Origin of the sequence: Microcoleus sp. B5-D4 (assembly GCF_036705145.1) — a bacterium.
Lineage (GTDB): Bacteria > Cyanobacteriota > Cyanobacteriia > Cyanobacteriales > Microcoleaceae > Microcoleus.
In genome coordinates, this window is sequence record NZ_JAUBTV010000009.1 from 71,755 (window position 1) to 98,160 (window position 26,406).

Consider the following 26,406-nt stretch of genomic DNA (forward strand, 5'->3'; position numbering starts at 1 on the left):
TCCAAGATTTTTGTATAAAGCCCGGTGTGAGTAAGCCGAGTCGTGGAAAGAGGAAGTCCAAGAAGTGATTCTTGGAATCTCCGTTCCTTTAGGGCGGGGAGGATGTCAACTCCGTTATCTCTGCACTGTGACAAAGGCATTGACAAATACCGAAACTTGAGTTCCTTCTGGTACGATCGCCACGTTGCCTCGCTTCAAAAGTTCTTGCGCGTTGCGATCCGATCTTTCTCGCAACCGTTGGGCAGTAGGTGTAAAGAATCCCTCTAAAGCGGCTGCTAAAATGTTAGGTTCAGACGAGGTTGTTGTTTTAACAGCCGTACTTCCAAAAAAGCCGCTCTGCTGGCTGAAAGTTTCTTGGGCGGGTCGATTAATTATTTCTCCTACCCGCCCCAAGCTGCCGAGAATTCCCACTAAAATATCAGCCTTGGCTATTTCAGAACCTCTGTTAAATAAACTGTCGGCAATGAGAGGTTGGTTATCGATTCCGCGAACGATTAAGTATCCGGGAGGAATGGGTACTTGTTGGATGCGACCAGCAGAATCGGGGTAAACAAGCGCCACCACGCTTTGAGAAACCAGTCGATTTCCGCGCGTGACATTTTCTACTTGAGTGATTAAGACGGTGCCGGACGGTAAGGCGATCGCCCCATCAGTTCCTATCACGTCCTCGGTCAATTGGACGGCAAACCTTCCGGCTGTTGGGCTTTGACCTGCTTCGTCCCAAATCATCGGCACGATTACCTTGGCAAGAGCAGATGACCCGATGGCTATCTCTCTCATTGCTGTGCTGCCTTCAGTATTTTCGCCGGCGGTCGTGCGGTTGAGGATTCCAGCTTCTCCAGGGCTCATGACCTTGGTGTTTACAGCCGAGCCAGGAGATCCAATTGCGATCGCGGGTATCTCTTGCATTGGTGCAGCCGATTGTCGGCTTTTTGGCGAACTGACTAGCACTGGCTGCGGGTTTTGAGAAATCGGCGGCACCGGCTGCTGTTGGGACAATGGTACTGGTGCTGCTACTGGCGCAATTGCTACTGCACTGGGGGGCGGTGCCGGTACTGGCATTGCTGGCGGCACAGCAGGGTAGCTTGCCGCTGTCATCCCCGGCGCGATTGCGCTAGGAAAAGTTGCGGAACTGGCAGAAATACCTTCAGCATTTAGCTCTTTAACTGCTTGACCTCTGCTTTGCCCCAGAGAAGCTAATTGCGCCCAGCGCTCGTAAGGGTCTACTTTTTCTGGTGAAGGCGACCGGGGTGGTGGCGCAGGTCGAAGTGCCAGCAGTGCGGGTGGCGGCACAGGGCGCGGGCGAGGCGCGGGCGGTGCAGGTGGCTGTGCAGGGCGCGGTAACGGCGGCTGTGGAGGAGGAATGGTCTGTACCGTCCTTGGCGGTGGCGGATTAAAGTTTTGAACCGGCCTCGGGGTTTGAGACCTTCTAGCGACTGGTACAGGTTTTGGTGCAGGCGTCGGTTTGGAAGCAGGGGTCGATCGATTTTTAGGTTCAGGCGGCTGAACTTCTAGCGCCCGCTGCTGATCTTGAAATGCCAGCCGGCTTTTTAGTTCTCCTGACTCGTCTTTAGAAACTTGAGTCGGTTTAGGGTTCGGCGTCTTTGCCTGTTGGCGGACAGGTTTAGGAGCAAAGAACACAAACCAAAAGAATCCCAAGATGCCGAGAACTGCGCCAGTACCCATTAATACTGAAAACGTCCGAACTTCGGGCTTCTCAGAAACAGAGCGGGTTTCTGCTCCTTCGCTGTCCTGTTTAATTCTGTGCTCGGAGGCCAATAATTCATCGGCGTCTCCGTCATGCCCTGCCAATTCTCTTTCCTCCTCACGGCTCAACTTTTTGCCATTGCTGCTAGGGCCATTAGGAGCGTTAGCTGCCTGAAAACCGTTAGAACTGTTGGAAAAGTTATTGGCTCCATTAGAGGAGTTGTTGCCATTAAAACTGTTGGAAAAGTTATTGGCTCCATTAGAGGAGTTGTTGCCATTAAAAGGGTGGCTAGTTGTGCTGCTAGGCGGCGTACTGTAGGAACTTTCTTCAATTTCATCGGGTTCGCCATCAAATTCGCGCCAATTTTGAAGTTCTTTTTCGTTCATGTTTTTACCTGCTATTAATTGGGTTTAAATTCGGTAATTTTGTTGATTTCTAAGCCCGCCGAGCGAAGCTCATAAATTTTCTGTTCAAAAGCTGAGGCTTGGCTACCTAGCGGCGGGGTTTGGAGTTCTACAGCTTTGATTCGGAAAGTGCGATTGAAAGGAATTCTTTCATCAATTCCTGACGTGCGATCGACGAGCAACCGGGTAGCAATCATGTCAATTTCCCATTCGCCCGGACGGACTTCTCGGGGTTCGGATAAAAAAGAAATAATGACAGTTGCTCGCAATTGACCCGTAAAAACTTTATTGGGGACGAGTTCAGCTATGTCAGGGAGAGAAGCTTTGCCAAAATTGGGTTCTAGGAGTAACGAAGCAAAATAACTGCTGGTAGGAACTCGTTTGGAATTGACTTTAATTCCTGAGTCTGTATCGTTAGTTCCTGGTATTTTATTGTCCCAGTTGAAGGTTAACTCGGCCCAAGTTTTGACAAAGTTTTGGATAACTGAGGGATACCGAAAAAACCTGTCTCGTTCCGCTACATAGTAAGTTTGACCGTTGATTAGCTGGACTTGCGTTGTCTTCATAGCAGCTACCGAGTTGATTCGGTACGCGACGAACAGGTGCAGAATTAGGGAGAGGATATTCACTCCAGTTAAGATGAGGAAGCACAATGCCAGTAGATTTTTAGCTTCTGGCAACAATGCAGTTTGTGAAAATCTTTGTACCTTCATAAAACATTTCGGTAAGTGTGAAAAACCCGTAGTCTTAAGTTAGGGATAAAACACGGCCCGAGTAGCTTTAGCTACTTTCCAGTCCTGGCGCTAAAAGCACCTGAGGTTAGTGACCGAATAATTAGTAATTCGCAATTACTAATTCGCAATTTCTAATTAAACAAAGCGAGCGCTGAAATAATTAGTATTTCGGAATTTCTCATTAGTAATTTATAATTCAGGATTAAAGAAACCGAGCGCTAATTCCGAAATACTAATTATCAAGAAACGAATTACTTTCACTACCTCGCATTTATGCGTGGGTAATTACGAATTCTCAATTCCGAGTTACATTGACATCACTTAAATCCTTTGTTCATTGCCAAATTAGCGGCTGCTCCTATAGCGTTGCTCAAAACATCGATGAGTTGTTTGGCATTGCTAGCGATGCCGCTGTACAGGGCAATTCCTCCTCCGCCGGCGATTAATAGAGCTAATCCGGGTGCGAAAATGCTGATTAAAAAGAGAAAGGCAACATCGCTAGCTAATTCGGCTCCAGAATTGACTAGCACGGTGGCTGCCAATCCGACGACGATGTTGTATCCAAGTTGGACGCCAAATAAACTCAGAAATCCAGTTGCCCAAGCCCAAATCGGTCGGCCCTGCAAGGGAAGTAGCGACAGCCCCATCGCGATCGGCGAAAAGAGTGCTGTTAGTAAGAGCGCTGCTTCAAGGATGTTGACAAACGCCCACTGGATGCTATATAGAATGAATCGGATGATTGGCACTGCTTTTTCTCTAAACACTGAACCTGGGTCAGTTATAAAAGTCGCGGCATCTTGAGCAGCGCCGGGCAAGCTATTATTCCAGAGGATTTCAGCAAAAGCCCGCAGCGCTTGCAGAGGGGCTGAGCCGGCGGCTTGCCTTTCAGCTTCGCTAACAATTTTCCGAGCAGCTTCTTGCTTGGAATTCCAGCAAGTAACCAGCTCTTCTCCTACTTTATTTCGGCATTCGCCGTAGAGATTTTCGAGTTGTTGCCGGCCGATGTTGCTGATAGTGACGTTGGCGATCGCGTCCCTAAATGTCATTTCTCCTAGTTGCGCTTCGAGGACACCTTGGACTTGCCTGTAAGCAAAGCTCCTGGTAAAAATGACGGTATTTGCTAGCAATTTGCCGTTAGCGCCGAGGAACAGCATGATGACGAGCGGCCAGACGAACAGTGCTGCCAGTTCTGACCATGACTGCTTTTCGATAATGTCTTTCCCGCTGCTTAGAGTTAAGAAGAGGATGCTGACGGCTGCTAGGGTGATGCCGAGCGATACTAGACCGACCCACAGCCCAGAAGCGATCGGGTCAATCGTGCTAATCCAAACTTTGTCCCAAGATTCTGAGGTAGTCTTAGCCAGGTTAATTGACTCGCTCACAATGTCCAAGGATGACCCTTCTGCACCACTTGTCGGTGGCGTAATTTGTGCTAGAAATTCCATCATTTGTTTTTCGGGAAAATTTTCAACTTTGTATTCAACAACACGGTCAGTCTGCACGCAAACTAGGCAATAGTCATCGGTGATGTCTGCTTGCTCCCCAACTTTGCATTCAAGCCAGCCGTGTTAGAAGCGCTTGACAAACTTTTTAAGAGCGATGCTTGACAATTTTTTTTAGAGCGATACAGTCAACAGCTACGCTCAATTTGTGTTGTCAAAATCTTTGCTAAGCCAAGAGACGATCGCGAGTTCAATTTAACTGCTCGGAGCATTAATCGGGAGCGGCGAACCTGTTAGTTGAAATCGGGGTTGTGCTGCTGCCACTCGGTTTTCCCAAGTAGCCGCCGCCGGGGAGCATCAGCATTCCCGCCTGATAGCTGGCTTGGTTTCCAGACGCAGTGCTGCCTCGGCGATCGCCCGTGTTGAGCGCGGATATTTCCTTAGCAGCTTGCGACAGCAGCACGTTATTAATAGCCCGATCTGTGCGAGCTTGCTGAGCTTCCTGTAAATTTCGCATCTGGACTTGTGCGCCCAATGCGGTCTGCTGCGAGAGGTTTTGGAGAATTTGTTGAGTAACGTCGAGGCTCTGCGATTCTTCGCCCAATTGGACGTTTTGTTCGGTATCTTGTCGAGTTGCTTCTAATACTTGGAAGCTGTTGTTTTGAGCTTCTTTGCTGAGGGTTGCTCCGTCAGCTATGCCGATAGCGGCGCTGCGCTGAGCTTGAGCGTCTAAGTCAGACATGATGGTATATGAACCTTTGCCGTCTAATTTGCTCGACTTAGTTTCGAGTAAATCTGATAGTTTCGTTCCTTCTGTCTGGGATGTTGGAGCTTTAATAATTTGGCTGCTGACTTGGCTCAAATCAGGAATTTGGATAGCTCCGAGAGAAGAGGAAAGGAGTTCGTTTAAAGAGCCAAATAGCTCGTTTTGCACGAAACCTTGGATGTCGCCGATAAAATCGTTGACTTGTTTGAAAACATCTTCAATGGGAGCTAAGAAACTTCCCGCAGTTGGGGCTGGATATCTCACAGCCGATTCTTGTGTACTTGGGATGAAAGCGTTTGGGGTTGGAGATTTCACAGCCGCTTCTTGTGTACCGGGTACGAAAGCGGTTGGTGCTGGAGCTTTCACCGCGACTCCTTGTGTACCGGGCACGAAAGGAGGAGTTGCTTGAGCTAAACTTGGTTTGACTTGAACGATTAATTCCAAGCTGGCTAATAGGGAAACTGCTGCGAGTTTTGTAGCAGGTTGCTGCATCAATTGAAGTCGGTATTTCATGGGAGTTATTTTGGTATTTTTGCAAAAAATTGAGAATTGTTGCTGTGAAAGTCGGATGCCATTTTTTGTTGAGCCTTGGCAGCTATGGTAGTAATTTCTAAATTTTGACCAATGTGGTCGAAGCCTTTTCCTTCTTTCACTGCTGCAATGTATTCTTGGGTGAAATGCTTTAGCCCTTGAAGCTGCCCTTTGAGGGTAGGAGGATATTGAGCCATGATGCGATCTCGGGCTTCTTTTTCATTTTGATTGTTAGCAACTGATGCCAACATCATCTCTCCGGGGTAGAATCGCGCTCGCCAAAATCTTCCTCCTTTCTCAATCAGCCAGCACGAGTAGAGGTCAGCAGCCCTTGGCAAAAAAGATTCCGTTGCATTTGAACTGATAATTTGCGGGTCGTACCCCAAATATTTGTGAGCGGCTGCCACCCCAGAATTGGTTATTCTTCCGGTAATTCGGTAGACCATATTTTGCAGAATTTGTGCTCCTGCGGAACATTCGCAGATAGCATCAAAATCTTGGCTCAATAGCAAGACAGCTATGCCATCTTTTCTGCCAGTGGCGCAGAGTTCGCCGACAACTGATGCAAAACCATCTTTTTTGAGTAGGACGCTCAATTCGTCTCCAATAAATAAGCTTTTGGGGTGAGAAAGAGCGTTGCGGATGCAAGCAGCATGGGCGTTAATTGCCATTAAATAGGCATCTTGTTCGTTAGACAGTCCCGATAGGGCAAAGAACTTAACAGCAGGTTCCGGCGAAAACGTGCTGGGCTGACCGATCGCTTTTCCCAAGCGGGATGTTAGCAAAGCATTTCCTTGGCTGAGGATTTGATTGATGGCTAGCCTATCCAGTTCTTCAAACGATTTGAGGTTGAGCCTTTCTTTGCTGCAAAACCTCAGCAAATCTTGGAGAGTTGGCATTTGCTGCCATTCGGGAGATTGCCACCCTCTTTCAAATGCCTTGTTGTAGCGAGCGATGATTTCTGGATCTCTAAGGTACATATCGAGCATTCGCAGGATAATTGAATCTACCCGCTGGGCTAGGTGGGGATGGTGAATTTTGCCCATTGCGATCGCCACCAGAGCTTTGCGGATAAATTCTTTCCAAGATTCCATCCGCCGCTCTCTTTCAGCTTTGTCGAACTTGCGGAGGTCTGGCGGTTCTACTAAATTGCTAGATCCTTGACTGATGTCGTAATATGCGCCTTGGTCGCCCAAAAGTTCGATCGCGGTTTTGAAGGTACTGTTACCCCCGCTGCTGATGTCCATCCCGACAACAGGGATATTATTCGCCAGAGCTTCAGCGGTAAAACGCCACCCCAAAACGCTCTTGCCTGAACCAGAGGAGCCAGTAATTAAAGCGCGGCTAATTTGGCTGTAGAACAAGTCAATAAAAATTGGCTTTCCGCCTCGATGGGTAATAAATTCAACTCCTTTTTTATCCAAATCGCGGGGAACTGTTAGTGGCAGAATTCCAGCAGCAGTTTCAGTGTCGAGGGTGAGGCGGCGTTCGCTCAAAAATGAACCGCTATGCAGCAACCATTTCCAAGTAATGGGCAGGCATTGCAGCCAAATATCCCAGGCAACGTTCCGTTCGCGGATGACTTTCGCAGTTCCAAAACTATTAGAGAGTACGTTACAGGCTTGGCTTAATTCTTCCGCAGTGTTTCTGTACACTAAAAAGGCAACGGCTGCATTGAGGGGTACGGCTCCTTGGTAAAGCCGGCGCTGGGCGTCGAAAGATTCCTCCTGTTTAATTTCAGCGCCAATATCGCGCCCTTGCCCTTTAGTTATAGCTCTGCTGCTAGCGGCTTTTGCTCCTTTCGCTTGTCGGGCCAAGTTATCATTAATTACAAGGGAATTTCCGGCGCTAATTTCTACAATAGCTTCTGTATCGCGGACGTAGCTTGAGGACATCACCTCCCAAATCCATTTCAATTGCTGGCGGGTATTAATCCAGCCTGCGGGCGCGTCATACATTGTCAGAACAGCGCATTCTTTTCCCTTTCCCGTCAGATAGACGCGGTTGTTGCTCTTGCGGTGTTCGGGGCAGGAGGATACGCCATTCGTTCCTTCAATCAAAACTGTAGAAATGTGTTTTTCAGTCGTCTTAATTTCACTGAGCTGATAGCCAGAAAGCGTTTCTTCAAGTTTAACAACTTGAGGGATTTGCGGTGGTTTACTGCTGTTAAATCGCTGCCACAGCCACTCCCAAAGTTCAGATGAATTCATGGGACTAATTTCGAGTCCCATTTTGGTATTCAGGAGAATTTCCCAGCGGAGGAATCCTTGTTCAAAAGAGTTGAGTAGCAGTTTCGTGTAAAATTGCTCTCTGTAAATTCGCGTGTTGCCCGCAATGGTTTCCACAATCGAATCGCACAATTTTTTGACCCCATCAATGGCTTTGCCAATGAAATCCCTGGAGATGGTTTCGCCTTCGTTATCGGCCGTCCAAGTACAGAAAGCAATTTGCTCCCATACCTGCCTGGTACCTTGATGAGTTTGTTGGCGGAGGCGGTACTGTTCATTTCGGAGCAGTACAGATACGGGTTGGAGTTCAGCGGTGTCAGCCAATTGCTCTAACTCTTTTTGCCTCGCAGCATCACTGCTGTAACAGCCGGTGCAGAAAGTGATTTTTTCACTGGGTGGGATGTCTTTCATTCCTTCTTCAAGAGAAGCTGCAAATGCCGACACTTCGTTCCTAAACAGTAGGTTGTGAAGCCCTCGGAGGCGGAATCCAAATACCAGTTGGTAGTTAGTCCCGTTATTGAGGAGCATCCCAGACACTTGCCTGCCATCTTTTTCAATTTCCACCAAACAGCAGAGGTTAATTTCATTTTGGAAAGGCATAAATTTGCTCCTTCCACCATATTGATTGGGTACAATTTTGGGCTTCAATTTGACTCGCATTTGCGAATCGTAAGGCTTGCCTTGGATGCTAGGAGGGCGCAGGGAAGAGATGGGAGAAATATAGAAGCTGTCGCCGTTGCACCACTCATCTCCGGGGGGCTTGCGGAACTTGTCAGTAAAAAGGTGGGGTTGATTTCCTGTTAGGAGCCACCAGCTTACAATCAGCCAAAGCGAGACAGTGAAGAACCAACCCAGTCCCAGGCTAAATAGACCCATCGTTAAGATGTATGCAATGGCGGTCAAGAAGCACCAAGGTAGAATTTGATTGGCTGGAATAAACCCGATACTTGCTTGTTTGCCCAGGATTTTATTGACTCTGATAAAGTCTTTTTCGGGATCTCGCAAAGCCATTGGTGACTCCTTTTTCTTAGTTCCAAAAGGTCAAACTTGTAATCACTCCCAGCGGAGGAAGGTTGGGAACCAAGCCGGCTGTAGTACCGCTGCCGTCGCCGACGAACAAGAACGTTATTACGTCTATGGCAATCACAATGCCGAAGGCGAGGGCAATTTGGGTGACAATTGGACGCCAATCATTGCCTTGTTGCGCTTGGTTGTAAGCGAATAAAGCTGCGGCGGCTACTAGCAAGAGAAATACGCCTCGAATGGCATTGAAAATTAAAACGATCGTTGATTCGTCAATGGCTGTTCCTCCTCCTGCTGCTCCAGCTTCGCTTGCTAGATTGGTCATAAACGCTTGGAGACCGCTTAGAAAAATGGCTTGTGCTGGGGTCTGAAAGTTATTCAGGAACATTGTTATTGTTATGACAGCGACAGCTAAATGCCAGAAGCGAATTTTGCTGCCCAGCAGTTTTTCGAGGATGGGAACGCTGCGGGTAATTTGCCATAGTCCGAAGAACACCAGAGATGCACAGCTAAATACGCTGACAAATAAGGGCTGGACAAGAGTTAGATAAATGGCTGCAATTAGGCAAATTGCAATGAAGGCTAAATCGGCGTTATTGAGCTTGAATTTACGCATGAATGTGCTAAAATGCCTGCGGCGCTTGTGGGTAATGCCTAGGTTAGTAACCCTTGCGCGATCGTTATGAGAGCGGTAGTTGTTGTTCAAGTAATCGTTTTGCATTGAATTTTTCCTCAAAGTGGTTTAAGCTTGCAATTCGTTGCGGTCTTCTCGCGACTGTTCTTTGCGTCCTGGCGAGGTATAGTTGTAGTTTTTAGATGCTTGAGAATCTCTAAATTGAGTTTTTTGTGGCTCTGGGGAGCCGACTACAGCCTCCATTTCTTCAACAGCAATGTGGCACTGTCGAACGTCTGGCGGCTTTCCTTTGACCAGAACGGCATCGAACACTTGTGTGTCACCTTGGCGGGGGTCAGTTCCTATCAGTTGTTTTGACCCGTCCGGCAGATCCAGGATTTCAAATTCGTATTTGACTGCCCCGGTCGTGCCGTCTTCGCGACGCGATTCTTTCCAAGGAAACACTGGATCTTTTTCCCCGCTAAAGCGTTTGGGGAAGGTGTCCTGAAACTTTTCAACTAAAGCCTGGGCAGTTGCTAGCTTGTTGTATTCTTCTTCTGACTGAGGCAATTTGAAAATGGCTTCTCTTTCTTCGGGAGTTAGTTTGTCTTGATTCGGCTCAAATTTCCAGCGCTCGCCATTCTTGGTTCCCGAAAAAATTTCGGTATTATCGCTGCCTTTTACGACAACTTTAACTTCGTTGTTTTCAGCAGTTACATTCAAGCTGCCGCCACCATCAAAAGCAATACCCGATTGGGGAGACTGCCCCGTAGCGAAAGCATAATTGACCAAGCAATCTGCTACAGCTTCTCGCTGCTGCTGTGCTTTTGTTTGAGCTACCATTTTGCTAAGAAGATCCTCTGCTTCGCTTTCCTCCTTGTCGATACTGTTAGGTGCAGTAACTGTGGGCTGAACTTTTTGACGAGTTTCTGGCACTTGTGAATTAGGATTAAATTCTGATTCAACAGGCATCTGAACGGTCATTTTATGTTCCAGTTTGTCAACGATACTTTCAAGGCGATCCAACCTCTTTGAGAGGTGGCCTAAATAGTCTTGAATTTGGTCTAGCTGTTCGCTGATGCTGGTATCTTTATCGAGCTGTAGAGGCTTAGATTTCTGGGAGTTTGGGTTGAGCTTGCTCTCTAGATCGCCAATCTTTTCGCCAATTTGAGCTGCCTTGGTTTCGGGATTGTTGATTTTAACTCCCTCGGTGACCTTGGCTTCAATGTCGCGATCGCTTCTCTGAGGCTGGCTCGTTTCCAATTCCTCTGGTTCAGTTGCAGCAGGCGGTTCTAATACCTGCTTAGCCCGTTCAGCAAGTTTTTCAGTGCGTGTATCTATCGCCTCTATGCCGGAAATGACATCAGCGTGTTTAGCACGAGTCGCAACTCGGTCGGCGCGATCGTTTAATGAGTCAATTTGTTCGAGAATTTTTTCGAGTTTTTCTGCCTGTTCCTTTTCCCTCGCTCGTTCAATGTAATCAATTAGATCTCCAATACTCTTGGCTCCAAGTAGACCCATTAAAGAGACAGTTTGGACGGTTAAGCCACTTACGGTTAAGCCGTTAATTTCGCTTCCCATAGAAGCGACACTTGCACCTTGACGATCGGTTTCTTTTAGAACAGTTTCAAGGGTGTCGAGGAAGGGATATTTTGCGTCGGGGTGTTCAGCAAGTTTTTGCTTGATTTGTCCGTTATCATTCTGAGTTAGAACGCGGCGATTTTTAGCTATCTTGCCCAATACACCATTGGAGATAGGAGTATCTTCATCATCAGAAAGTAGTTCTTCAATATTATCTTCTTCCTCCTTTTTTTGCGTTTTGCTGGCATTTTTTTGAGAAGCTACTGACTTTCCTAGCTGGCGTTTGGACTGCGATGACTTGCGAGTTTGCGTATGGTGGCTGGGAAAGTCTGCATCTTCTTCTAAATCGCTTAAGTCATCTCCCAATTCATCATCTAGTTCTAAATCGCTTAAGTCATCTTCCAATTCATCATCTAGTTCCTCATCAAATTCTTCGGAAATGCCGTCCTCCTCTAATTCATCACTGGCATCCAGCCCGATTAAGTCCATAATTTGGGATGGAGTATAGTAATTGTTATTGTCTTTCGTTTCAACGCCAGCCTGTTTCAAATTTTTAACTAAATAGACACCGCTGGTTCTCTGGCTGGGGTCTTTAGTTAAATAGAAAACAAAGCCAGATACCTCGCCTCCTTTTCCTTCAGTAACTAAATCCATGCTGACACTAGCTTTCTGATTGCCAGAATCATTGATTCTGTCGGGTCGTTTGTTGAAGGATTCAACGAAGTTTTTGAAATCTTCCCAGTCCTCAATGCCACCTTCTTCTTGGATTGTTTCTATTGCAGCATCGAGGGTTTCCTGAATGTGTTCCAGTTTTTTGACGTGTTTGGGATCTGTGGCTGTTAGGACAGACCAAGTACGCTTTGGGGCAGAAAATTGTCTTTTGGAGTTGGGCTTAGTTGAGAGTTTTGCCGCCATTCTTTCTCACCTCCTACGAGGAAAATTGAGGTTATCATTAGGTTTGAGCTTGAACTTTCAGCAGCGCTTGAGATTGTCAAACAGGACTATTAGCTAGTTGAGCGATCGCTTTATTGGTAATCCACAAGCGGGGGTATTTGTTCGCAGGTTTCGCTCAAAAGTTCTCTCCTGACTTTCCCTCTTAGTTCTTGGTGATATTCGCCTAGCATTCTGCTGAATTTTTGCAGAACTTCTAGACTTTGTTTGGGTAACTGCCCTGCTTTTACTGCTGTCTCTACACCTTTGGTCATTTGGCAAATGTGCGCGCTCATTTTTCGCAGTTGGACACAAGTTCCTTCATTGATAGCGGGGACTGTGCGGTTAGGGCTAAAAGCGCGTTTGCGCAAGTAGTCAGACAGGTTTTTTTCACCTGCTTCTGCGGCACGCTTCACTAAATCTGCCTTTTCAAAGGTGGTTAGGCGCACTCGGACTACTTCAGTCTTTCCGTTAGGTTTGGAAAGTTTGTTTGTGGGGAAACTTGCAGTTGTAAGCACATCAATTTTCTAGGGCTAACTAATGGTTTATTAAGGCCAAGTTAAACAGCAAGGGATTAGGTCAGAGCGGTTGTTGGCATCAAGTTAACTTAATCCTGAGCAACCGATGCTCGCTACAATTTCCTGAACCTTGATGGTAAGGTTTGCGCCGTAATTCATCCATTGCTTTTATTGATTCAATTTTCAGCAATTCTGTTGGAGATGAGGCTGTTTCTTTCGGTTTATGTTTTGTTCGGTCACAAGTCGCATTAGTGAGAAGTTACCAGAGCAGTTTCTATCATCCAGATGGCTGATGGGAGGGTGAATACTGCGGATTGGATTGCTTGTAGCCTTTGACTATGTTGTTGTTTGAAAGTTGGCAAAGTGCATCATTGTTGAGTATGGTTTGCAGCCAATCGTACTTTGTTGTTGAGGACGGTTTTTGGTTTGCGATCGCCGTCGCTCAACAAAGTCTTAATATTTCGTGCTGGAAGTTTAAGCAAGTCTGAGTTGATATTCCCAGAAGAATCGCTCTGTATTGTTCGGGGTGCGACACAAGTATTTCCAAATGTCCAAGTGTGTGTCCATTGCCAAACCTATGACGATATAAGATTCTTCCTTGTCTGTCACTGCATCCCCAAAGTTAAAATCCGGTTGCGCCCAATGGTCAGGCAGGGCGATCGCATTCGGTTCAGGGGCAGTAGCATTGGTTGGATGCGCCATTTCAGTGGGCGTGTAGTGTTTTTGTGGCATTTGGTCAATTTTAAGAGTAAGCGATCGTCCTGCTTACTGGCGGTAGCCAGAGGAAAGGTATTCGTCAGCTACTTGTACTGAAGCGAATATATGTCGTTGCCTTTTGCACAAATTCTGACAATTGGGCGATTTGGGCGATTTACTCATTTTTACCCCCCTATAACGTCTATTTGACATGGCTTGCTATGCGACTAGCACACTAACTAGGAGGATTGAGGAGGTGTCGGAGTACAAAAAATCTATTAAAAAGCAGCGAAATTTAATTTAACTTAATTAAGATTTGTGAAATTGGGAGGAAAATTTAGGAAATATTAGGGAGAAGTAGGAGAAATTAGGGAATATTAGGAAATATTAGGAAACAGAAGGGTTAAAATATAAAGCTTTTTGTGGGTTTCAGTAACAATCGTGAGCTGTTATTTCTCACAAAAAGTTGCACCCTCTGTGTGGAGGATGCAACTCATGCTTTTTGTTAGCAGGTGCTATTTCTTAGAAGAACCTGACCTTTGTCGTAATATCAGTGGGGTTAGTACCTGAACCAGCGAGGCAACAGAGCGGATTAAGATAGCGATCGCTAAAATGAGTCAGCGGATTTAGGCTACATCCCTCTAGCTATTGAGACTTGCGATTATGCCTTATCCATTGCTACAGGATTAGGCATCCCATTAGCCCAAGAATGTCAGGAGTTGAAAGAAAAATTGCTGAGCGAACAAACATAAACTGTGACGAATCAGTGGCAAATGTTTAATAGGAGAGTAAAGAGGGATATTTCTCAAAATGACTAAATGCGATCGCTCCCATTTTCAACTGACAGCAAACTCAGTAAATTTTCGTTTATAGGGAGCTTTAAACGCTAAAACTATATCTAGCTTAGGAACTCCAGCTTCTACTAATTCGTTAGCAACTCCGATTTCTGTACCATCCCGTTCGATCCAAATTTTGCCATCTTTAATCTCCACGTAGATGATACAGCCAAATACTCGTGTTAAATCTTGCCAACCAATATTAAGAACTTGATAGCGATCGCGTTCCGTATCAAATATCAGTTGGACTTCAGTCTGGCTATTTGACCGATTTTTGGCATGACTTTTAAGAATTGTTTGCACTACTTCACGGTAATTCATTCCTTCCATAGAACAATATCCTCTCGTTCGGGGTTAAAAATAAGCAATTTGAGTTGATGTTCTGCAATTACTCTTTGAATAAATTTACGACTAAAAAATTCATCGTAAATATCAACTGTAATTGCTAAATACAAAGTTCTCTCTGGCTCTGTCAATCTCAAGGCTGAACGGTAGTTGAGGCATTGACCAAGTGCTATGTGAAACTCAGTCACGTCTGACGCTCCTAGAAAAGATTTTACCTCTACTGCTATCTTTTGACCAGTTTTTTCAGCAGCTAGGATTCTCTCTGCTGCTAAGTCTATGTAAAAATCAATATCCTCAGCTTGAATAAATAGAGGATCGTCTGTAATTGTCCACCCATCTTTTTCGAGAGATGTTTTAACTGTATTGTGAAAGAAATCTTTAGCTGACATTAAGAAACTTTGTTTTCAAGCTAATTGTTAGGATAGCACAAGTATACTACAGAGATTTGCGAAGCGAAGCGTTCGTCTAGGACGAGGGTAAAAAGTGGTTTAAGTATAATCCATAACATACTTTTAGCTGTGCGTACAACAGAAGTCAATGGAAAATTTTCCATTGACTCCTAGGCGATCGCCCCCTAATATCAATTCCGGTTAGACCGGAATGATGATCCGTGGTCCGTGGTCGGTGGGGGAATGTGGAATTATTGACCTTGACTTTATCATTCCCATCCAACCGGAAACGATATAAAACCCAGCCACCCCCACTCGACTAAACCATTTCCAACTCCCTCGGTTTCGATTCAGTCGCAGGCGTGAGAGTAGTTCGGGACTGGGCCAAATCTTTTTCCCGTTCTACAATCATCTCTTGAAAACGAGCCGCTGCTTGCTCTGTCAGGGGAATTTGAACCTCCCCGGTGTGAACGTTGGCTTTAAACACGGTGCGCTTGGACTCGTTTCTGACAAAACAATCCCCGTTCGGCTGCACGTAAGCCGTCCATTGGTTGTCGCCAAACTTGAAGTGTTGGGTACTATCGGAAGGAAGGTGCGATCGCGTAACGGCTGTCTGTGGGCACCGCCGCTGTTTGTAGGTTTCCGAGACGACGCCCAAGAGGGTGTCTTGCAGAGAAAGCCGCCAGTTTTCAGCTTTAGCGTTAGTGGTGTCGCGTTTTCCGTTATTAACGGCTGTTTCTAGTTTTGAAGCCCATTCTTGTGGGAGTTTTGGGGGTTGGGACGTGCTATCATTTTGTGCGATCACTCTACGCCCAGTTTTCGCCAACTCAGAGCTCTGAGATACTTCAGGTGAATCGATCAATGGCAATTGAGTTTCAGGCAACCGAATCGATTCGCGGTCAACTTTCAGCATAACTGACCTGCCGCCTTTGTCGGGGGAAAGCGTCGCCTCAAAAGTGGTTCCAGGGGGAAATTTAGGACTTTCAGGGGAAAATGTACCCAAGTTTTTCGCGTCCAACTGGATAATGGGAGTGCCTTGAAATCGGTAATATTTCTCGTGAGTGGGAGGTAAGTCTATCGTTCCCACTTGCAGAGTTACTTTCCGATCCTTCCATTTTGACTTGGAGAAATCTTCCTCTGAGTAATCGTTATCGGGATGTTTGACATTGACTACTTCTATTTGATTTACCCGATAATTTGACAAAGCATCGGAGATTTCATCCATGAATAATTTGTAGACAAGTGCGCCTCTACCTGCTTTATCTTGAGACTCAATCCATTTACAATCGACGGGAGGGACGATGAGGAGTCTGGTTTCATTACCGGAGTAGTTGGTTACTTTCAAAGAGTCGGTGTCGATATGGTCGTTGGAATTATCTCCATATTTGGCATCTAGTTTCGCCACCATGCTCTGGGGTAAGTTTTTGAAGGCGAATTCAACTAACGGCAATTCGGGATGAGCAGTGGCTTCGTATGCAATCCCTTTGCTATCGAGTGCGTCTTTCCATTGGTTAGGAAGGTCAATGGTTCTGCCGTCTTTAGTTTTCATTTTCTGGAAAGGAACTTGCAGGACGTAGACATCTCGCGGTAAGGCTTCGTGGAGCAATTCGTAGTCTTCTTGTAGGGAAAAGGTAATTTCCAAATCCTCTGCTACCTTCTGGCAAATTGTCCGGTGTTTGCTCAGGTTATCGGAAGTGTGGGTAGCTTGGAATAAGGCATGAGCAGCCCTGGTTTTTCTTTCAGGAGTATCCCAAATTTCGTCGATCTCGGCTCGATAACTGTCATAAAGTTTCCCCATTTCCTCTTTTCGAGCTTTGATATCGCTGCCAGTGCGATCGTAGATAATGCTTTTGTCCTCTTGAAAGCGCTGCACCAGGTCTTTCGCCCATTGTAATTCGTTTTCTTCCCAATGCAGGTCATTTTCTTTGCTGTGTCGGTACTCGATTCCTCTCTCTAGTAAGGCATTTTTGTACTCATAGGAAACGTGCAATTCCTTCCCTTCTTTTTCATACTCAATGCCTGCTGCCTCTAGTTGCTGGCGATTGGCTTTCGACACGATTAAATGAGCCGGGATGGGGGGAAGAATGTGCTGAAATTCATCTCGGTTGCGGTGGATGAGCCGGGTCTGTTCCCAATAAGGGTTAACGGCTTCTTTAGCTAGGACGTAAACAGGATTGGGGAAGTCAGCAGGCATGGGAAATTGTTTGTACAGTCGATCGTCTCCTTTGTACTGGAAAAAGTAAGTGCAGCTTTTGTGTTTCTCGCACCATTCATCTACTTTTTCTAGTAAAGTGTCGGGATTTAGATTTGTTTTCTCTTTCACTTCTTTGGCATCTTTACCCCGCAGCGAGTTTTTCTGGTAGTCAACTTCGTACTGTTCCATGATGCTGAGAGCGGCGATAAATCGCTTTTGCTGCTTGAGAAATAGCTTTTCATCTTCGCCGGGGTTGGGGAGTGCTGCTGCTACTTTGCCAATGGCTAAGGCGACGATTCCGACTTCATTTTGAGAGCTGGCAACTCCAATTTGTTCTAGGGTGGTAAATTTGCGTTGACCTGCTTTAACTTTACCTTCTCTGACTTCGGGGTCGTCTTCTCGATACCGAGCTTTAGTATAGGGAACTTTCTCCGCTTGTACCACTTCTCCGAAGTCAAATAATCCGTCTTGTGCTGGTAAGATTTGTTGGGCAATTTGAGGGATTTTTCGAGATTCGATGCCAAACGGTTCGTCACCGTCAAAGTCTCCTTGATGGAACTTTTCTAAGTCTTTGGGATTGAACCAAATTACCCCTTTGATTTTCGCCATGACACCGCGGGTTTCCTCTGAAATATTTTCCAGGGTTTTTGCGTGTACATTTTGATATATCCTCAGACCATCTTTGTTGAGAATTGGGAATCGACCTTGAACGCATTCTCCTTCTTCTAAATGGTTAGCGCAAACCCTGCCTTTGGGTAAATCTTCGCAGGGTAGAGCCATTGCAGAAGTCATTGATAAAGCTCCCCTGGTTGCCAGATTTCGCCATTTGGATGCCAGCCACCTTTCTGCCATATTGGTGAATTCGGGACTGCCTATCATCAGTCCGAATTTATCGGCTTTGAGCATCTGGATGTCCTGTCTTTCCCGCTTTTTATCCTCGGTATTTTCCTCGCTGTCACCGTTAATTTCGTCGTTAATTGTAGTTGAGAGTTTTTCCTGTTGTTGTTTGAGTTTTCTTTCATTCAAACGCGCTAAAAATGCTTCGCGCTTGTCGTAATCTTCAATCATCGCTTGGCGCAATTTCATGGGGTCGCGTTGCAGTGCTGCCAGTCTTTGGGCTTCAGCTTTAGTTGTTGGTACTAAGTCTTGCCTTTGGGCTTCTTCGTCGAACCAAACTCCAGTAGACTGCCAGCTTGTTTGGGTGATGCCGATTTGACTGTTTTTGCGGTTTCCAAGGATGGCTTTTGGTAATTCGTAATCGCCACAAGGAATGAGTTCTTTGAGTTGTTTTTTATTGATGCCTTTGATGCTGGAACGGTCTAAAATAAGTTGAGGTTTGTTCCCTTCTGAGTCGGCGTCGGACTCGAGTAAATTGTCATCGGGACGGAGGGTTCCTTTAGCCAAAAAGCTGACTTGGGGTGAGGATTCTGTATTTTCTGAATTCCAACTGCGTAGCCAAGCGAAACGGAATTGGCTGGCTCGATTTTTCTCGCCGCCGATGCTTTTGAGTAATTCGGAACTGATGGCACCGTGACAGTCTCCGGTTCGATATTTAGCATATTGCGGGTCGGTAAAATCAACAATTTTTACTCGCAGGTTGTCGCATTCTGATACGCCGGACATACAAGTGCTGACTAGAAGGGAACCGTAGCGACAGGCGGTGTCTTTTTCGGTTACGAATAAGTCTCCTATCTTTTTGGCTAGGGTTTCGTCACCAAAATAATAGCTGTTTCCAGATTGAAATATCATGCGTCGCTTGATGCCGTCTTCTGGGTCATGGATGCTGGCGCGTAATTGGCTAGGATCTGGATTGGATTTGTCAAGTTTGACAATCATTAATGTCTTCAGTTCCTCTGGTTCAAATATTGCTTGCAAAATCGAGTGCCGCAGGATTTCTGGGTTGTTGAAGAATTTTCCTACATTTCGACCTTTGGCATCAGTGTAAGCGGCATCAAAAACGGGAATCTTGAGTCCTTGTTCGGTAACAACTGTGGCGACCATGAGTTGATTTCTCCCTAGAATCGAGGTGTTATAATAGGAATTGTTGAAACAGTTGGTAAGGCAGGTAAGAAAAGTCTATCTAAGCCTTAACAGGTTGAAACTCGGTCAAGTGTTGACCGTTGGAAGTGTTTTTGAGGTGATTGAAATGGAACTAAAGGTTGATACAATTGTTAATCCGGCTCTGTTTGAAGATGAAGATACTGAGCTGGTGGAATTGGCGATCGCTCCTGAAGATGAGGATAAATACCCATTCGTGCGTCCCAGCAGTGCTCCTGCGGATTTGATGGACAGACCGGGGAGGGTTATTGAAGAATGGGAGAATATGGACTTCGACGAGCGAATTCAGGCTGACCCTACATATATCGATAGGGTCTAGGCGTAGGGGGACACATAGCAGAGGCATGGGGTGTTTGGTTCGATGGGGCGGCGGTAGCCGCCCTTTATTGAAGTGTCTTAGGTTTTACCATTACCCTCGCAAGATAATTCAACAGTGACGGTATCATGGCACTAAGCTTGTAAAAATTTTTCATCGCCCCACAAATAAAATCAATGATGCAGTGGAATAAACTCCTGACAAAGCAAAGACTAGGTAAGGATAAACCAGAAAAACCTGAAGATGCTCGTACCTCTTTTCAAAGAGACTACGACCGATTGGTATTCTCCTCTCCCTTCCGCCGCCTTAAGGACAAAACTCAGGTTTTCTCTTTAGCTAAGAATGATTACATCCGCACTCGCCTAATCCATAGTTTAGAAGTCTCCTGTGTTGGTCGTTCCCTCGGCACAATAGTAGGATATAAAATTAAAGAAAGGCATAAACTCGACGAATTTACCGCTTCCGATTTTGGAGATATCGTTGCTGCCGCCTGCCTTGCCCATGACATCGGCAATCCACCTTTTGGTCATGCCGGAGAAGATGCTATCCGCAGCGGTTTTGCATCCTGGTACGAAACAGTCAAAGAAAAATTAACATTAAGAAAGCAAGAAAAAGCCGACCTAGATCTCTTTGAAGGGAATGCTCAAGGATTCCGTATCCTTACCCGATTAGGAATGCAAGCTAGAACTGGGGGAATGCAGCTAACCTGTCCCACGTTAGCCACTTTTACCAAATACCCCAGAGAATCGTTAATTTCAACAGATATTCTTAACGATTATTCAGGAAAAAGTGCGAAAAAACATGGATTTTTCCAAGCAGAAAAAGAATTATTTGCTACTGTTGCGGATACAGTTGGACTCATTCGCCGTAGTCCAGACGTGGCGTGGTGGTCACGGCATCCCCTTGCCTTTTTAGTCGAAGCTGCGGATGATATCTGCTATCATATTGTGGATTTAGAAGATGGCTATCGTATGGGATACATTTCTTTTAAAAAAGCCAAAAAATTACTCAATGAGATTGCTAAACGCCCCGACATAGAACAAAAAGCAAATACTAAAGAAGAACAAATTAAGTTTTTGCGTGCTATTGCTATTAACAACCTCGTTCAGGAAGTTGCTACAATATTTCTTGAGCGCGAGCAAGAATTACTAGCAGGCATCTTTGACGGAGACCTTATCTCACTGACTTCTTACGCTGAAACTCTTAATTGTATCCAAAGTAAAACTAGAAATAAGGTTTTTAACCATTCAGAAGTCATTGGCATTCAAGTAGCTGGCTATGAAGTTCTCGGTCACTTATTTACGGAGTTTGTTAACTCCACTCTTTATAGTACCAAGAAAGGTAAACTGGTCAAGCTAATGCTACCAAAAGAATTTTGCCCTGCTGAGAGTGAAAGCTCCTATCGCAAAATTCTCAAAATTACAGATTATATCTCTGGGATGACAGATTCCTACGCCACCACTTTATTTCAGCAACTTAAAGGCATCTCATTAAGATGATTTATCCAGACTGATGAAAGCTACTATCTGTGGAGAGTCACTTTGATGAATTAATAAAATTCGTCTGTTTCCTATCGATCATAATCAGTCTCCTCTTCTGCTGTATCATTCAGAATCTTTACTTCTTTCTGTTTATGTCTTTTGCCAAGTGAGCATAGGCTCTAATTCTTGCAGATAATCTAGCACAGTAAGAATTGGAGAACCTATAGGTTTAGGTATGTGCTGATGCGCGTATTTTTCTATATCTTTGCTTGAATCACCTAAAACTCTGAACGCATATAAAGCTACAATATTCAACTCAAATGTTGGTTGCTTTAGTAAATAAAATAAAATTGTTCTTAATTCTTCTTTTATGGTATCATCTAGATGATGAATGACCCGAAACTCTGGAGTATTCGGGTCTAGTTTCAAATGAATTAGGTTATGAATAAGGCGATATTTGGTATAAGACAAGGATTCACCACTGTTCAAAACATTAAAAAAAACCTCAATAGCTGCCGTTTTGGTCTCAGAAGGTACATCCTTGTTATAATAGGAATGTTATAGTTGCCCTTTGAGAATAGGCAAAATTGTACCATGATATAAATATTTAGCAAATCGATTAAACTGATACTCTAGGTTTTTCTCCATGAGTTTTATAGACCAATCTCTCAATTCCAAACTTACCCTGGGATTTTGAGATAAATTTTGAAGAGAGGGCAAGTCGCTTTTAATAATTTCTAAAAGTTCGTTTGTATAAGGTGGACAGCGATCGAGATCGCGCTCAAAAACTTTAAATTTAGCGCCCTTGTTAGATATTATTTCCTTTACTTTGGCTTGCAAGGGCTGTCTCTGAATAATGTAAGGTTCGACACGAACATAATTCACATAATGCAACGGGAATAGACCAGACACTACAGTGCAACTGATTTCTGGAGCAGATGCCTTTGATGCCGTTGGGGTGAATTCTTCTTGTAGCTGCGTTGGGTGTTTTACAAAGTAACTTTTTGAATGTTCGATGGGGTATAGAAATAAACGGTCTACGTCTTGGATAGAACTAAGAGCTTCATTCTCCCTGTTAAAGCCCGGTCTGCCTGCCGAGCGCAGACAAATAGCCACATCTGTGGCTTCGTAAAGTGCCTCTGGTTTGATTTGGAACAAAATTGGGCCAAAAGGGTTGGGGACTGCTGGTTTACCAGAGGCAAACGTTCTACCAAAGTCCTCTAAATTACCAAAAACCTTGTCCCAGACTTGCCTGCTACGATCTTTCTCATCCGTCTCAAATCCAGTATAAAGCTGTCTGTTGCTTTCTAAGTGCGATCGTGAGGGGATGCCCCCCACGTTGAGGTAAGATTGAAAGTCCAACAATTGGCAGGCATGATAGAGGTATGCATCCCTCTCCTTCAAAAGCTCGACTAATTTCTGGAGCTCCTCACCTTGGAACATAATACTTTCCTCCCAAAATCTACAAATTTTATTCAAAAAGCTTTAATTGAACGTACTATAAGCTATTTTTAGGCTTCTGCAAAGGATTAGGCTCTGTCTTTGGTGTTTCTTCGGAAAAAATAAGTTGTTCATTTTCCAACACAAAGCAAGTCGGGTCGAACAGGCTCAATTGAACTGGTGCCGCAGGTTCTATATGCTTCCGCAAATGCTCTGCTTCAGCTTTCAGTATTTCAGAAACAACTGGTTTTGCTTTATCCCATATAAAACTAGCTTGCTCAAAATCTAACCCGACTTGATGGAGTCGCCAATGAACTTCTTTTGACCACCAAAATGAATCAGTAGCTTCATTAGTGAGCGCACTTTCAAAGTAAAAGCTTACCCAAAAAAGCTGGTTACTTGGAACTCCAATCCTTTTTGCTGCGTGACGAAGAGCCTGTTTGCCCTGCGGTGTATGTTTATCTAGCGCCACCCAAAAGGGAAATTCCTTGGATTGTTGTTTGGCAGTAGCGACGGTAGGTACGTCTTCTGTAAGAGCGAGATAAGCAGCGGCTTGCATAAAGGCTCTGTCCCAGGGCCACCCCCCTCGACGGTGAGCTTTTTGCGCCACTTCAACAAGGCTACGCTGGCGTTCCTGGGAACAGTTTGCAGTTACCCAGTCCCAGAAATCGTTGGGCCTTTTGATGGCTTCGGACACTATCTTGATGTCACGATCTTCCGGAGAACCAGAGAGTACCGAATCATCCCCTGTGGAAAGAGTGTATGCTAGTGTACCAAGGCCAGTCGCATCTTTCACTTTCACCGATTGTGCAGCACGAATTAAGGAATTGACTGTGTTTGTAAACTCAGTGCTTAAATCCAACTTTGCACCAAGCGGCCAGCATTCTTCAAAGGTAATCACTGCTGTACGTCTTGCCAACCAATTACCGTCCCCTATCTCGCGTAGATGAGAGGCTACTTTTCTGGTGAGAGAAAGATCGCCACGACGCACTGCTTTCTGGATTAGAGAGCGACACGCTGAATGGGTCTTACTTAAGGGTTGTCTCACGGTTGTTTCTAGGTTGGACTTCCTAAGAATAGTAGACAGTAGAAAATTATGCTTCCAAGTGAAAAGATTTCAACATCGTAGATACGGACTGCTGGGTGATATAAATGGATCGCGCCGTCCCACTCTCCAAATCAAAATAGGTCGCAAACCGCTTGAGATTGCCCGCAGCCATCCGGTACAAATAATCTGCCGCCTCAGCCGCCACTCGAACATTCACGCTCTCGCTCTGCACATTCAGCACTGCCATCTCCGCACAAGATAGATTATTTGTCAACTCTTCAGGTTTCGGTTTCAAAAGGTCAGGAGCCAGGAGCACCGGAGATGGCAGCCTAGCACATCCGAGCCCCCCAAAATTATAGAAGTCTGGGTCAGTTTCCAAAGAACTGCCCAGCAAGATTTGTCCGGCTGCTGCATGATTTCCGCAATCCAGGTACCACACGCGGGGAATTTCAGAACGGCTGTAAAATTGGTTTAACTCCAGAGCCTGATTAATTGCCGCTCTCCCGGCTGCTGTATCCACGCACCCCACCAGGATGGTCAACTTGTCGTAGGCGTAGCGGATTAGCTTGGGGTCAAATTCCTGCACGAAAGCCGTCGTGTCCACTCCCCAAGCGATAGAGTATCTCAACGCTAGAGCCTGCGCCTTGGGCAGTCCGATTTCCTTATCGCAGAAAGCTTGCCTGCTGATGTTGGCTTCTTCAACTCGATCTGGATCTGCGATCGCAAATTGCACCTTTTTCCCCGACTTACCCAAACTCCGTGCTAGCCGTGCAATATGGTAAGACAGCCAAGAACCCGTTCCTCCCGCCCCAATTAGCCAAAAATCAATCGAATCAGCTTGTCTGACAATCAAAGGCGAAGCTTCCAAATAATCATAATTAAACATGGGGTAAATCTCCAAATCTTGTTTACAATTCGATAGGATCATCTAACAAAGATGGTGCAACAGAACTAGAGTAGAATTTAGAAATCAAATCGTCTTTTTTCCCGCCAACGGTGACATCTGCAATGAAACTCGGCAATTCAAATATCCAGTCAGCCGGAACGTGCCAGAATTGCCGATAAACTCCCACGCGGCAAATAATTTCAGCGCTCGATTCAGTCACTCTCCCTAAAACTACGAAAATGCGGAAGCCCCCTTCATCTGCATCATCTGCACCTGAGAAGAAAGCTGCCATCCGATTGTGCGAATGTACCTCTACAGTGGCGTTAATGTACGAAGAATCTAAACCGTATTCAATTGCTCTACATTTAGCAGAACTTTGCGTTTGCTCTGGAATTACGAGCCGCCATTGTCCTTGTTCCTGATGAATGTGGAAAGTGATTTCTAACGGTGGTTCTGCAAGCGCGGCGATACAACTTTCTTTCCACATTTGGATGAGTATCTGCTGAGGGATTCGTCCGGGAGTTAATCGGACTAAAGGCTCAATCGGTTCTAATCCTCTGATTGACGCGGTAAAAATTTCCACCGGAATTATCACTTCTAACCCCAGTCTAACCGCTCTAACAAAGATGCCATTGCTGCCAATCAGATACTCGAACATACTGCTAGAGTGAAACGGCAGATTGTCTCCGAGTTTGACAATCTTATACTCGACAATTTCTAAGTTGTAGTGATTCAGTTTAGGTAGTTCAATCATCAGTTATTGCTGAAACTAATTTGGCAATTGTTTGGTTCGTGCTGACTAAATCTTTAACTGGGTAAGATGAACGTTTAACTGCTTTTTCGAGCTGCAAGCGCACGTCACTGGGTTGCGCCCTAGATTTGCCGTCACTCAAATGTCCATTGAAGGGACTAGAGATGAACAATTCCCAAGCTTTTTTAATAGTATTGGGCGAAGCTACAGGCGGTTTATTATCTCCCCAGCAGATGCGTCCACAGGGTTGATAGGAATGCAAATAGACGTTGGGCAGCGGAACGTGAAAAGCATCTGCTTCCGGGTCAAATTTAGAGCCTTTAATTGCCCAAACCCAGTAATCAGATTTCAACCCCAAGAATACCAATGCTGGTAAAGAAACTAAGTGCTTTGATTCCAACAAATTTATTTCGTGTTTCTGAGGTAGCACGAATTTGATTGTCCATTCCCCGGCGCTGCCAGTTCCCCAACGTACTATCCCCGATTCAGGGTTTATCCAACCCGAATCAATGGGTGTATTGGCAAAAGCTGCTCGCAGAGTTGCTGGAGACAGGCATTTGTACTTGGAACTGCCCCCCGATTGATAGTGAAAAATGTAAGTACCGCCCTCAATAAAGAGAAGTTCGGCTTGAATAGTGGACAATTTTCGGGGGGCTACCTCCAGTACCTCTCGAATTATTTCAGATGCAATGTCAGATTCCATAATGCTAAGAGGTGTGAGAAATTGGTGTTAGGCTCAGATTCAATCCAGTCAATCAATTCGCAGGCTTTATCTAGTAGATGACTAGCTTTTTTCCATTCACTTGCTAGGAATTTAATGTCTTCAATTGTCCAGGGTCTTGATTCAAAATTATGATTCCAGTAACTTTCACAGCAAACACTTTGGTCTAGCCAAATATTTCCTGTTTCTAAGTCAAGAAGTGCTAAGGCTGTAGGCAAATTGCTAATAGGAGGTGCAACGCGACGGGCTAATCTCTTGAGAAGTTTGAGGTTAGTTTTTTCGGGATGTGCAATGTCTTTCAACCTGTATCCAAACGTGCATTCGTACCACGATTTTCCTTCATCGCCTGCTACCGATTCCAACCACCACCGACCTGACTGCGAAAGCGGCAGTAATATCTGCCATCCACTTCGCAATGCGTCAATTCCTTCTTCATGGTCTTGCCAATCTATTCCTTTAGGCGAGACAGGAATTTGATAGAGGCGCTCTTCATAAGCGCCCTCTAAAATTATGTCGTCAATCGGAAATAAATGTTCGTTAACTAGCGAAATAAACTCCAATTCCTTCGGACTGTGATTTTCATCTTCCGAGTAGAGCTCCGATTGGCTTTTTTCCCATTCCAAAGGAAACAATTGTTGATAAAGACTGAGTAGCTGATACGTGTTCAGTTTATCTAACAAATAATCGGTTGCTGATTTAAAGTCGATGATTGGTTGGCACTGCTGTAATATTTGCAGAGCGGATTTAGCATTCCAAATTGCAGCCAT

The 26,406-nt window shown here is 45.2% G+C and carries 21 protein-coding genes; 2 read left to right on the plus strand and 19 right to left on the minus strand.

All coding sequences use genetic code 11. From position 1 onward, the window contains the following. Positions 1-114: 114 nt before the first annotated feature. From QUB10_RS06550 to QUB10_RS06605, 12 genes are all read right to left on the minus strand, one after another. Positions 115-2,094, minus strand: coding sequence for a hypothetical protein (locus QUB10_RS06550; protein ID WP_333200608.1), 1,980 nt, complete (start codon positions 2,092-2,094; stop codon positions 115-117). A 14-nt stretch (positions 2,095-2,108) separates the two neighbouring features. Beyond that, positions 2,109-2,825, minus strand: a complete 717-nt coding sequence (locus tag QUB10_RS06555; protein WP_333200610.1) for a hypothetical protein — start codon at positions 2,823-2,825, stop codon at positions 2,109-2,111. 338 nt (positions 2,826-3,163) lie between these two features. Further along, the gene (locus QUB10_RS06560; protein ID WP_333200612.1) at positions 3,164-4,348 is read right to left on the minus strand and encodes a hypothetical protein; all 1,185 of its coding nucleotides are present in this window, start codon (positions 4,346-4,348) and stop codon (positions 3,164-3,166) included. A 211-nt stretch (positions 4,349-4,559) separates the two neighbouring features. After that, complete coding sequence (locus QUB10_RS06565; protein WP_333200614.1) at positions 4,560-5,567, minus strand: hypothetical protein; 1,008 nt, start codon at positions 5,565-5,567, stop codon at positions 4,560-4,562. A 5-nt stretch (positions 5,568-5,572) separates the two neighbouring features. Beyond that, a complete protein-coding gene (locus QUB10_RS06570; RefSeq protein ID WP_333200616.1) occupies positions 5,573-8,824 on the minus strand; it encodes a hypothetical protein in 3,252 nt (1,083 codons plus the stop codon). A 16-nt stretch (positions 8,825-8,840) separates the two neighbouring features. Continuing rightward, positions 8,841-9,557, minus strand: coding sequence for a hypothetical protein (locus tag QUB10_RS06575; protein ID WP_333200618.1), 717 nt, complete (start codon positions 9,555-9,557; stop codon positions 8,841-8,843). Between the two features lie 21 nt (positions 9,558-9,578). Further along, positions 9,579-11,945, minus strand: coding sequence for a hypothetical protein (locus QUB10_RS06580; RefSeq protein WP_333200620.1), 2,367 nt, complete (start codon positions 11,943-11,945; stop codon positions 9,579-9,581). A 110-nt stretch (positions 11,946-12,055) separates the two neighbouring features. Further along, positions 12,056-12,478, minus strand: coding sequence for a plasmid mobilization protein (locus QUB10_RS06585; RefSeq protein WP_333200622.1), 423 nt, complete (start codon positions 12,476-12,478; stop codon positions 12,056-12,058). Positions 12,479-12,952: 474 nt separating this feature from the next. Continuing rightward, complete coding sequence (locus QUB10_RS06590; RefSeq protein WP_333200624.1) at positions 12,953-13,210, minus strand: hypothetical protein; 258 nt, start codon at positions 13,208-13,210, stop codon at positions 12,953-12,955. 800 nt (positions 13,211-14,010) lie between these two features. Beyond that, entirely contained in the window at positions 14,011-14,340 is a 330-nt protein-coding gene (locus QUB10_RS06595) for a XisI protein (protein ID WP_015211742.1), read from the minus strand. After that, positions 14,328-14,744, minus strand: a complete 417-nt coding sequence (locus QUB10_RS06600; RefSeq protein WP_015211743.1) for a XisH family protein — start codon at positions 14,742-14,744, stop codon at positions 14,328-14,330. Before QUB10_RS06600 ends, QUB10_RS06595 begins: the two co-directional genes overlap by 13 nt. A 319-nt stretch (positions 14,745-15,063) precedes the next feature. Beyond that, complete coding sequence (locus QUB10_RS06605; protein ID WP_333200628.1) at positions 15,064-18,939, minus strand: hypothetical protein; 3,876 nt, start codon at positions 18,937-18,939, stop codon at positions 15,064-15,066. Between the two features lie 145 nt (positions 18,940-19,084). On the opposite strand from QUB10_RS06605, the gene QUB10_RS06610 reads away from it, so the two are divergent. Together QUB10_RS06610 and QUB10_RS06615 are read left to right on the plus strand one after the other, a co-directional pair. Further along, positions 19,085-19,315: a hypothetical protein gene (locus tag QUB10_RS06610; RefSeq protein ID WP_333132173.1), complete on the plus strand. Its 231-nt coding sequence runs from the start codon at positions 19,085-19,087 to the stop codon at positions 19,313-19,315. Positions 19,316-19,488: 173 nt separating this feature from the next. Further along, positions 19,489-20,811 (plus strand): deoxyguanosinetriphosphate triphosphohydrolase, encoded by a 1,323-nt coding sequence (locus QUB10_RS06615; RefSeq protein ID WP_333200629.1) that lies wholly within the window; start codon positions 19,489-19,491, stop codon positions 20,809-20,811. A gap of 132 nt (positions 20,812-20,943) precedes the next feature. On the opposite strand, the gene QUB10_RS06620 is transcribed toward QUB10_RS06615, so the two are convergent. The 7 genes from QUB10_RS06620 to QUB10_RS06650 form a co-directional block, all read right to left on the minus strand. After that, positions 20,944-21,222 carry a hypothetical protein gene (locus tag QUB10_RS06620; protein WP_333200631.1) on the minus strand — a complete coding sequence of 93 codons (279 nt, stop codon included), beginning with the start codon at positions 21,220-21,222 and terminating at the stop codon, positions 20,944-20,946. 129 nt (positions 21,223-21,351) lie between these two features. Further along, the gene (locus QUB10_RS06625) at positions 21,352-22,236 is read right to left on the minus strand and encodes a hypothetical protein (protein ID WP_333200633.1); all 885 of its coding nucleotides are present in this window, start codon (positions 22,234-22,236) and stop codon (positions 21,352-21,354) included. A gap of 55 nt (positions 22,237-22,291) precedes the next feature. Then, positions 22,292-23,134: a hypothetical protein gene (locus QUB10_RS06630; protein ID WP_333200635.1), complete on the minus strand. Its 843-nt coding sequence runs from the start codon at positions 23,132-23,134 to the stop codon at positions 22,292-22,294. Positions 23,135-23,327: 193 nt separating this feature from the next. Next, entirely contained in the window at positions 23,328-24,167 is an 840-nt protein-coding gene (locus QUB10_RS06635; RefSeq protein WP_333200637.1) for a ThiF family adenylyltransferase, read from the minus strand. Between the two features lie 22 nt (positions 24,168-24,189). Further along, positions 24,190-24,921, minus strand: a complete 732-nt coding sequence (locus tag QUB10_RS06640) for a hypothetical protein (RefSeq protein WP_333200640.1) — start codon at positions 24,919-24,921, stop codon at positions 24,190-24,192. Beyond that, positions 24,914-25,621 carry a hypothetical protein gene (locus QUB10_RS06645; protein WP_333200641.1) on the minus strand — a complete coding sequence of 236 codons (708 nt, stop codon included), beginning with the start codon at positions 25,619-25,621 and terminating at the stop codon, positions 24,914-24,916. The genes QUB10_RS06640 and QUB10_RS06645 overlap by 8 nt, the downstream gene beginning before the upstream one ends. Then, positions 25,594-26,406 carry a hypothetical protein gene (locus tag QUB10_RS06650; protein ID WP_333200643.1) on the minus strand — a complete coding sequence of 271 codons (813 nt, stop codon included), beginning with the start codon at positions 26,404-26,406 and terminating at the stop codon, positions 25,594-25,596. The genes QUB10_RS06645 and QUB10_RS06650 overlap by 28 nt, the downstream gene beginning before the upstream one ends.

Bases quoted from the DNA above. Each gene is read 5' to 3' on its own strand.
- QUB10_RS06580 (WP_333200620.1), bottom strand. From the start codon at position 11,945: ATGGCGGCAAAACTCTCAACTAAGCCCAACTCCAAAAGACAATTTTCT.
- QUB10_RS06640 (WP_333200640.1), bottom strand. From the start codon at position 24,921: ATGATTGAACTACCTAAACTGAATCACTACAACTTAGAAATTGTCGAG.
- QUB10_RS06645 (WP_333200641.1), bottom strand. From the start codon at position 25,621: ATGGAATCTGACATTGCATCTGAAATAATTCGAGAGGTACTGGAGGTA.
- QUB10_RS06625 (WP_333200633.1), bottom strand. From the start codon at position 22,236: ATGTTCCAAGGTGAGGAGCTCCAGAAATTAGTCGAGCTTTTGAAGGAG.
- QUB10_RS06600 (WP_015211743.1), bottom strand. From the start codon at position 14,744: ATGTCAGCTAAAGATTTCTTTCACAATACAGTTAAAACATCTCTCGAA.
- QUB10_RS06590 (WP_333200624.1), bottom strand. From the start codon at position 13,210: ATGCCACAAAAACACTACACGCCCACTGAAATGGCGCATCCAACCAAT.
- QUB10_RS06570 (WP_333200616.1), bottom strand. From the start codon at position 8,824: ATGGCTTTGCGAGATCCCGAAAAAGACTTTATCAGAGTCAATAAAATC.
- QUB10_RS06635 (WP_333200637.1), bottom strand. From the start codon at position 24,167: ATGTTTAATTATGATTATTTGGAAGCTTCGCCTTTGATTGTCAGACAA.
- QUB10_RS06565 (WP_333200614.1), bottom strand. From the start codon at position 5,567: ATGAAATACCGACTTCAATTGATGCAGCAACCTGCTACAAAACTCGCA.
- QUB10_RS06650 (WP_333200643.1), bottom strand. From the start codon at position 26,406: ATGGCTGCAATTTGGAATGCTAAATCCGCTCTGCAAATATTACAGCAG.
- QUB10_RS06550 (WP_333200608.1), bottom strand. From the start codon at position 2,094: ATGAACGAAAAAGAACTTCAAAATTGGCGCGAATTTGATGGCGAACCC.
- QUB10_RS06595 (WP_015211742.1), bottom strand. From the start codon at position 14,340: ATGGAAGGAATGAATTACCGTGAAGTAGTGCAAACAATTCTTAAAAGT.
- QUB10_RS06615 (WP_333200629.1), top strand. From the start codon at position 19,489: ATGATGCAGTGGAATAAACTCCTGACAAAGCAAAGACTAGGTAAGGAT.
- QUB10_RS06555 (WP_333200610.1), bottom strand. From the start codon at position 2,825: ATGAAGGTACAAAGATTTTCACAAACTGCATTGTTGCCAGAAGCTAAA.
- QUB10_RS06610 (WP_333132173.1), top strand. From the start codon at position 19,085: ATGGAACTAAAGGTTGATACAATTGTTAATCCGGCTCTGTTTGAAGAT.
- QUB10_RS06575 (WP_333200618.1), bottom strand. From the start codon at position 9,557: ATGCAAAACGATTACTTGAACAACAACTACCGCTCTCATAACGATCGC.
- QUB10_RS06605 (WP_333200628.1), bottom strand. From the start codon at position 18,939: ATGGTCGCCACAGTTGTTACCGAACAAGGACTCAAGATTCCCGTTTTT.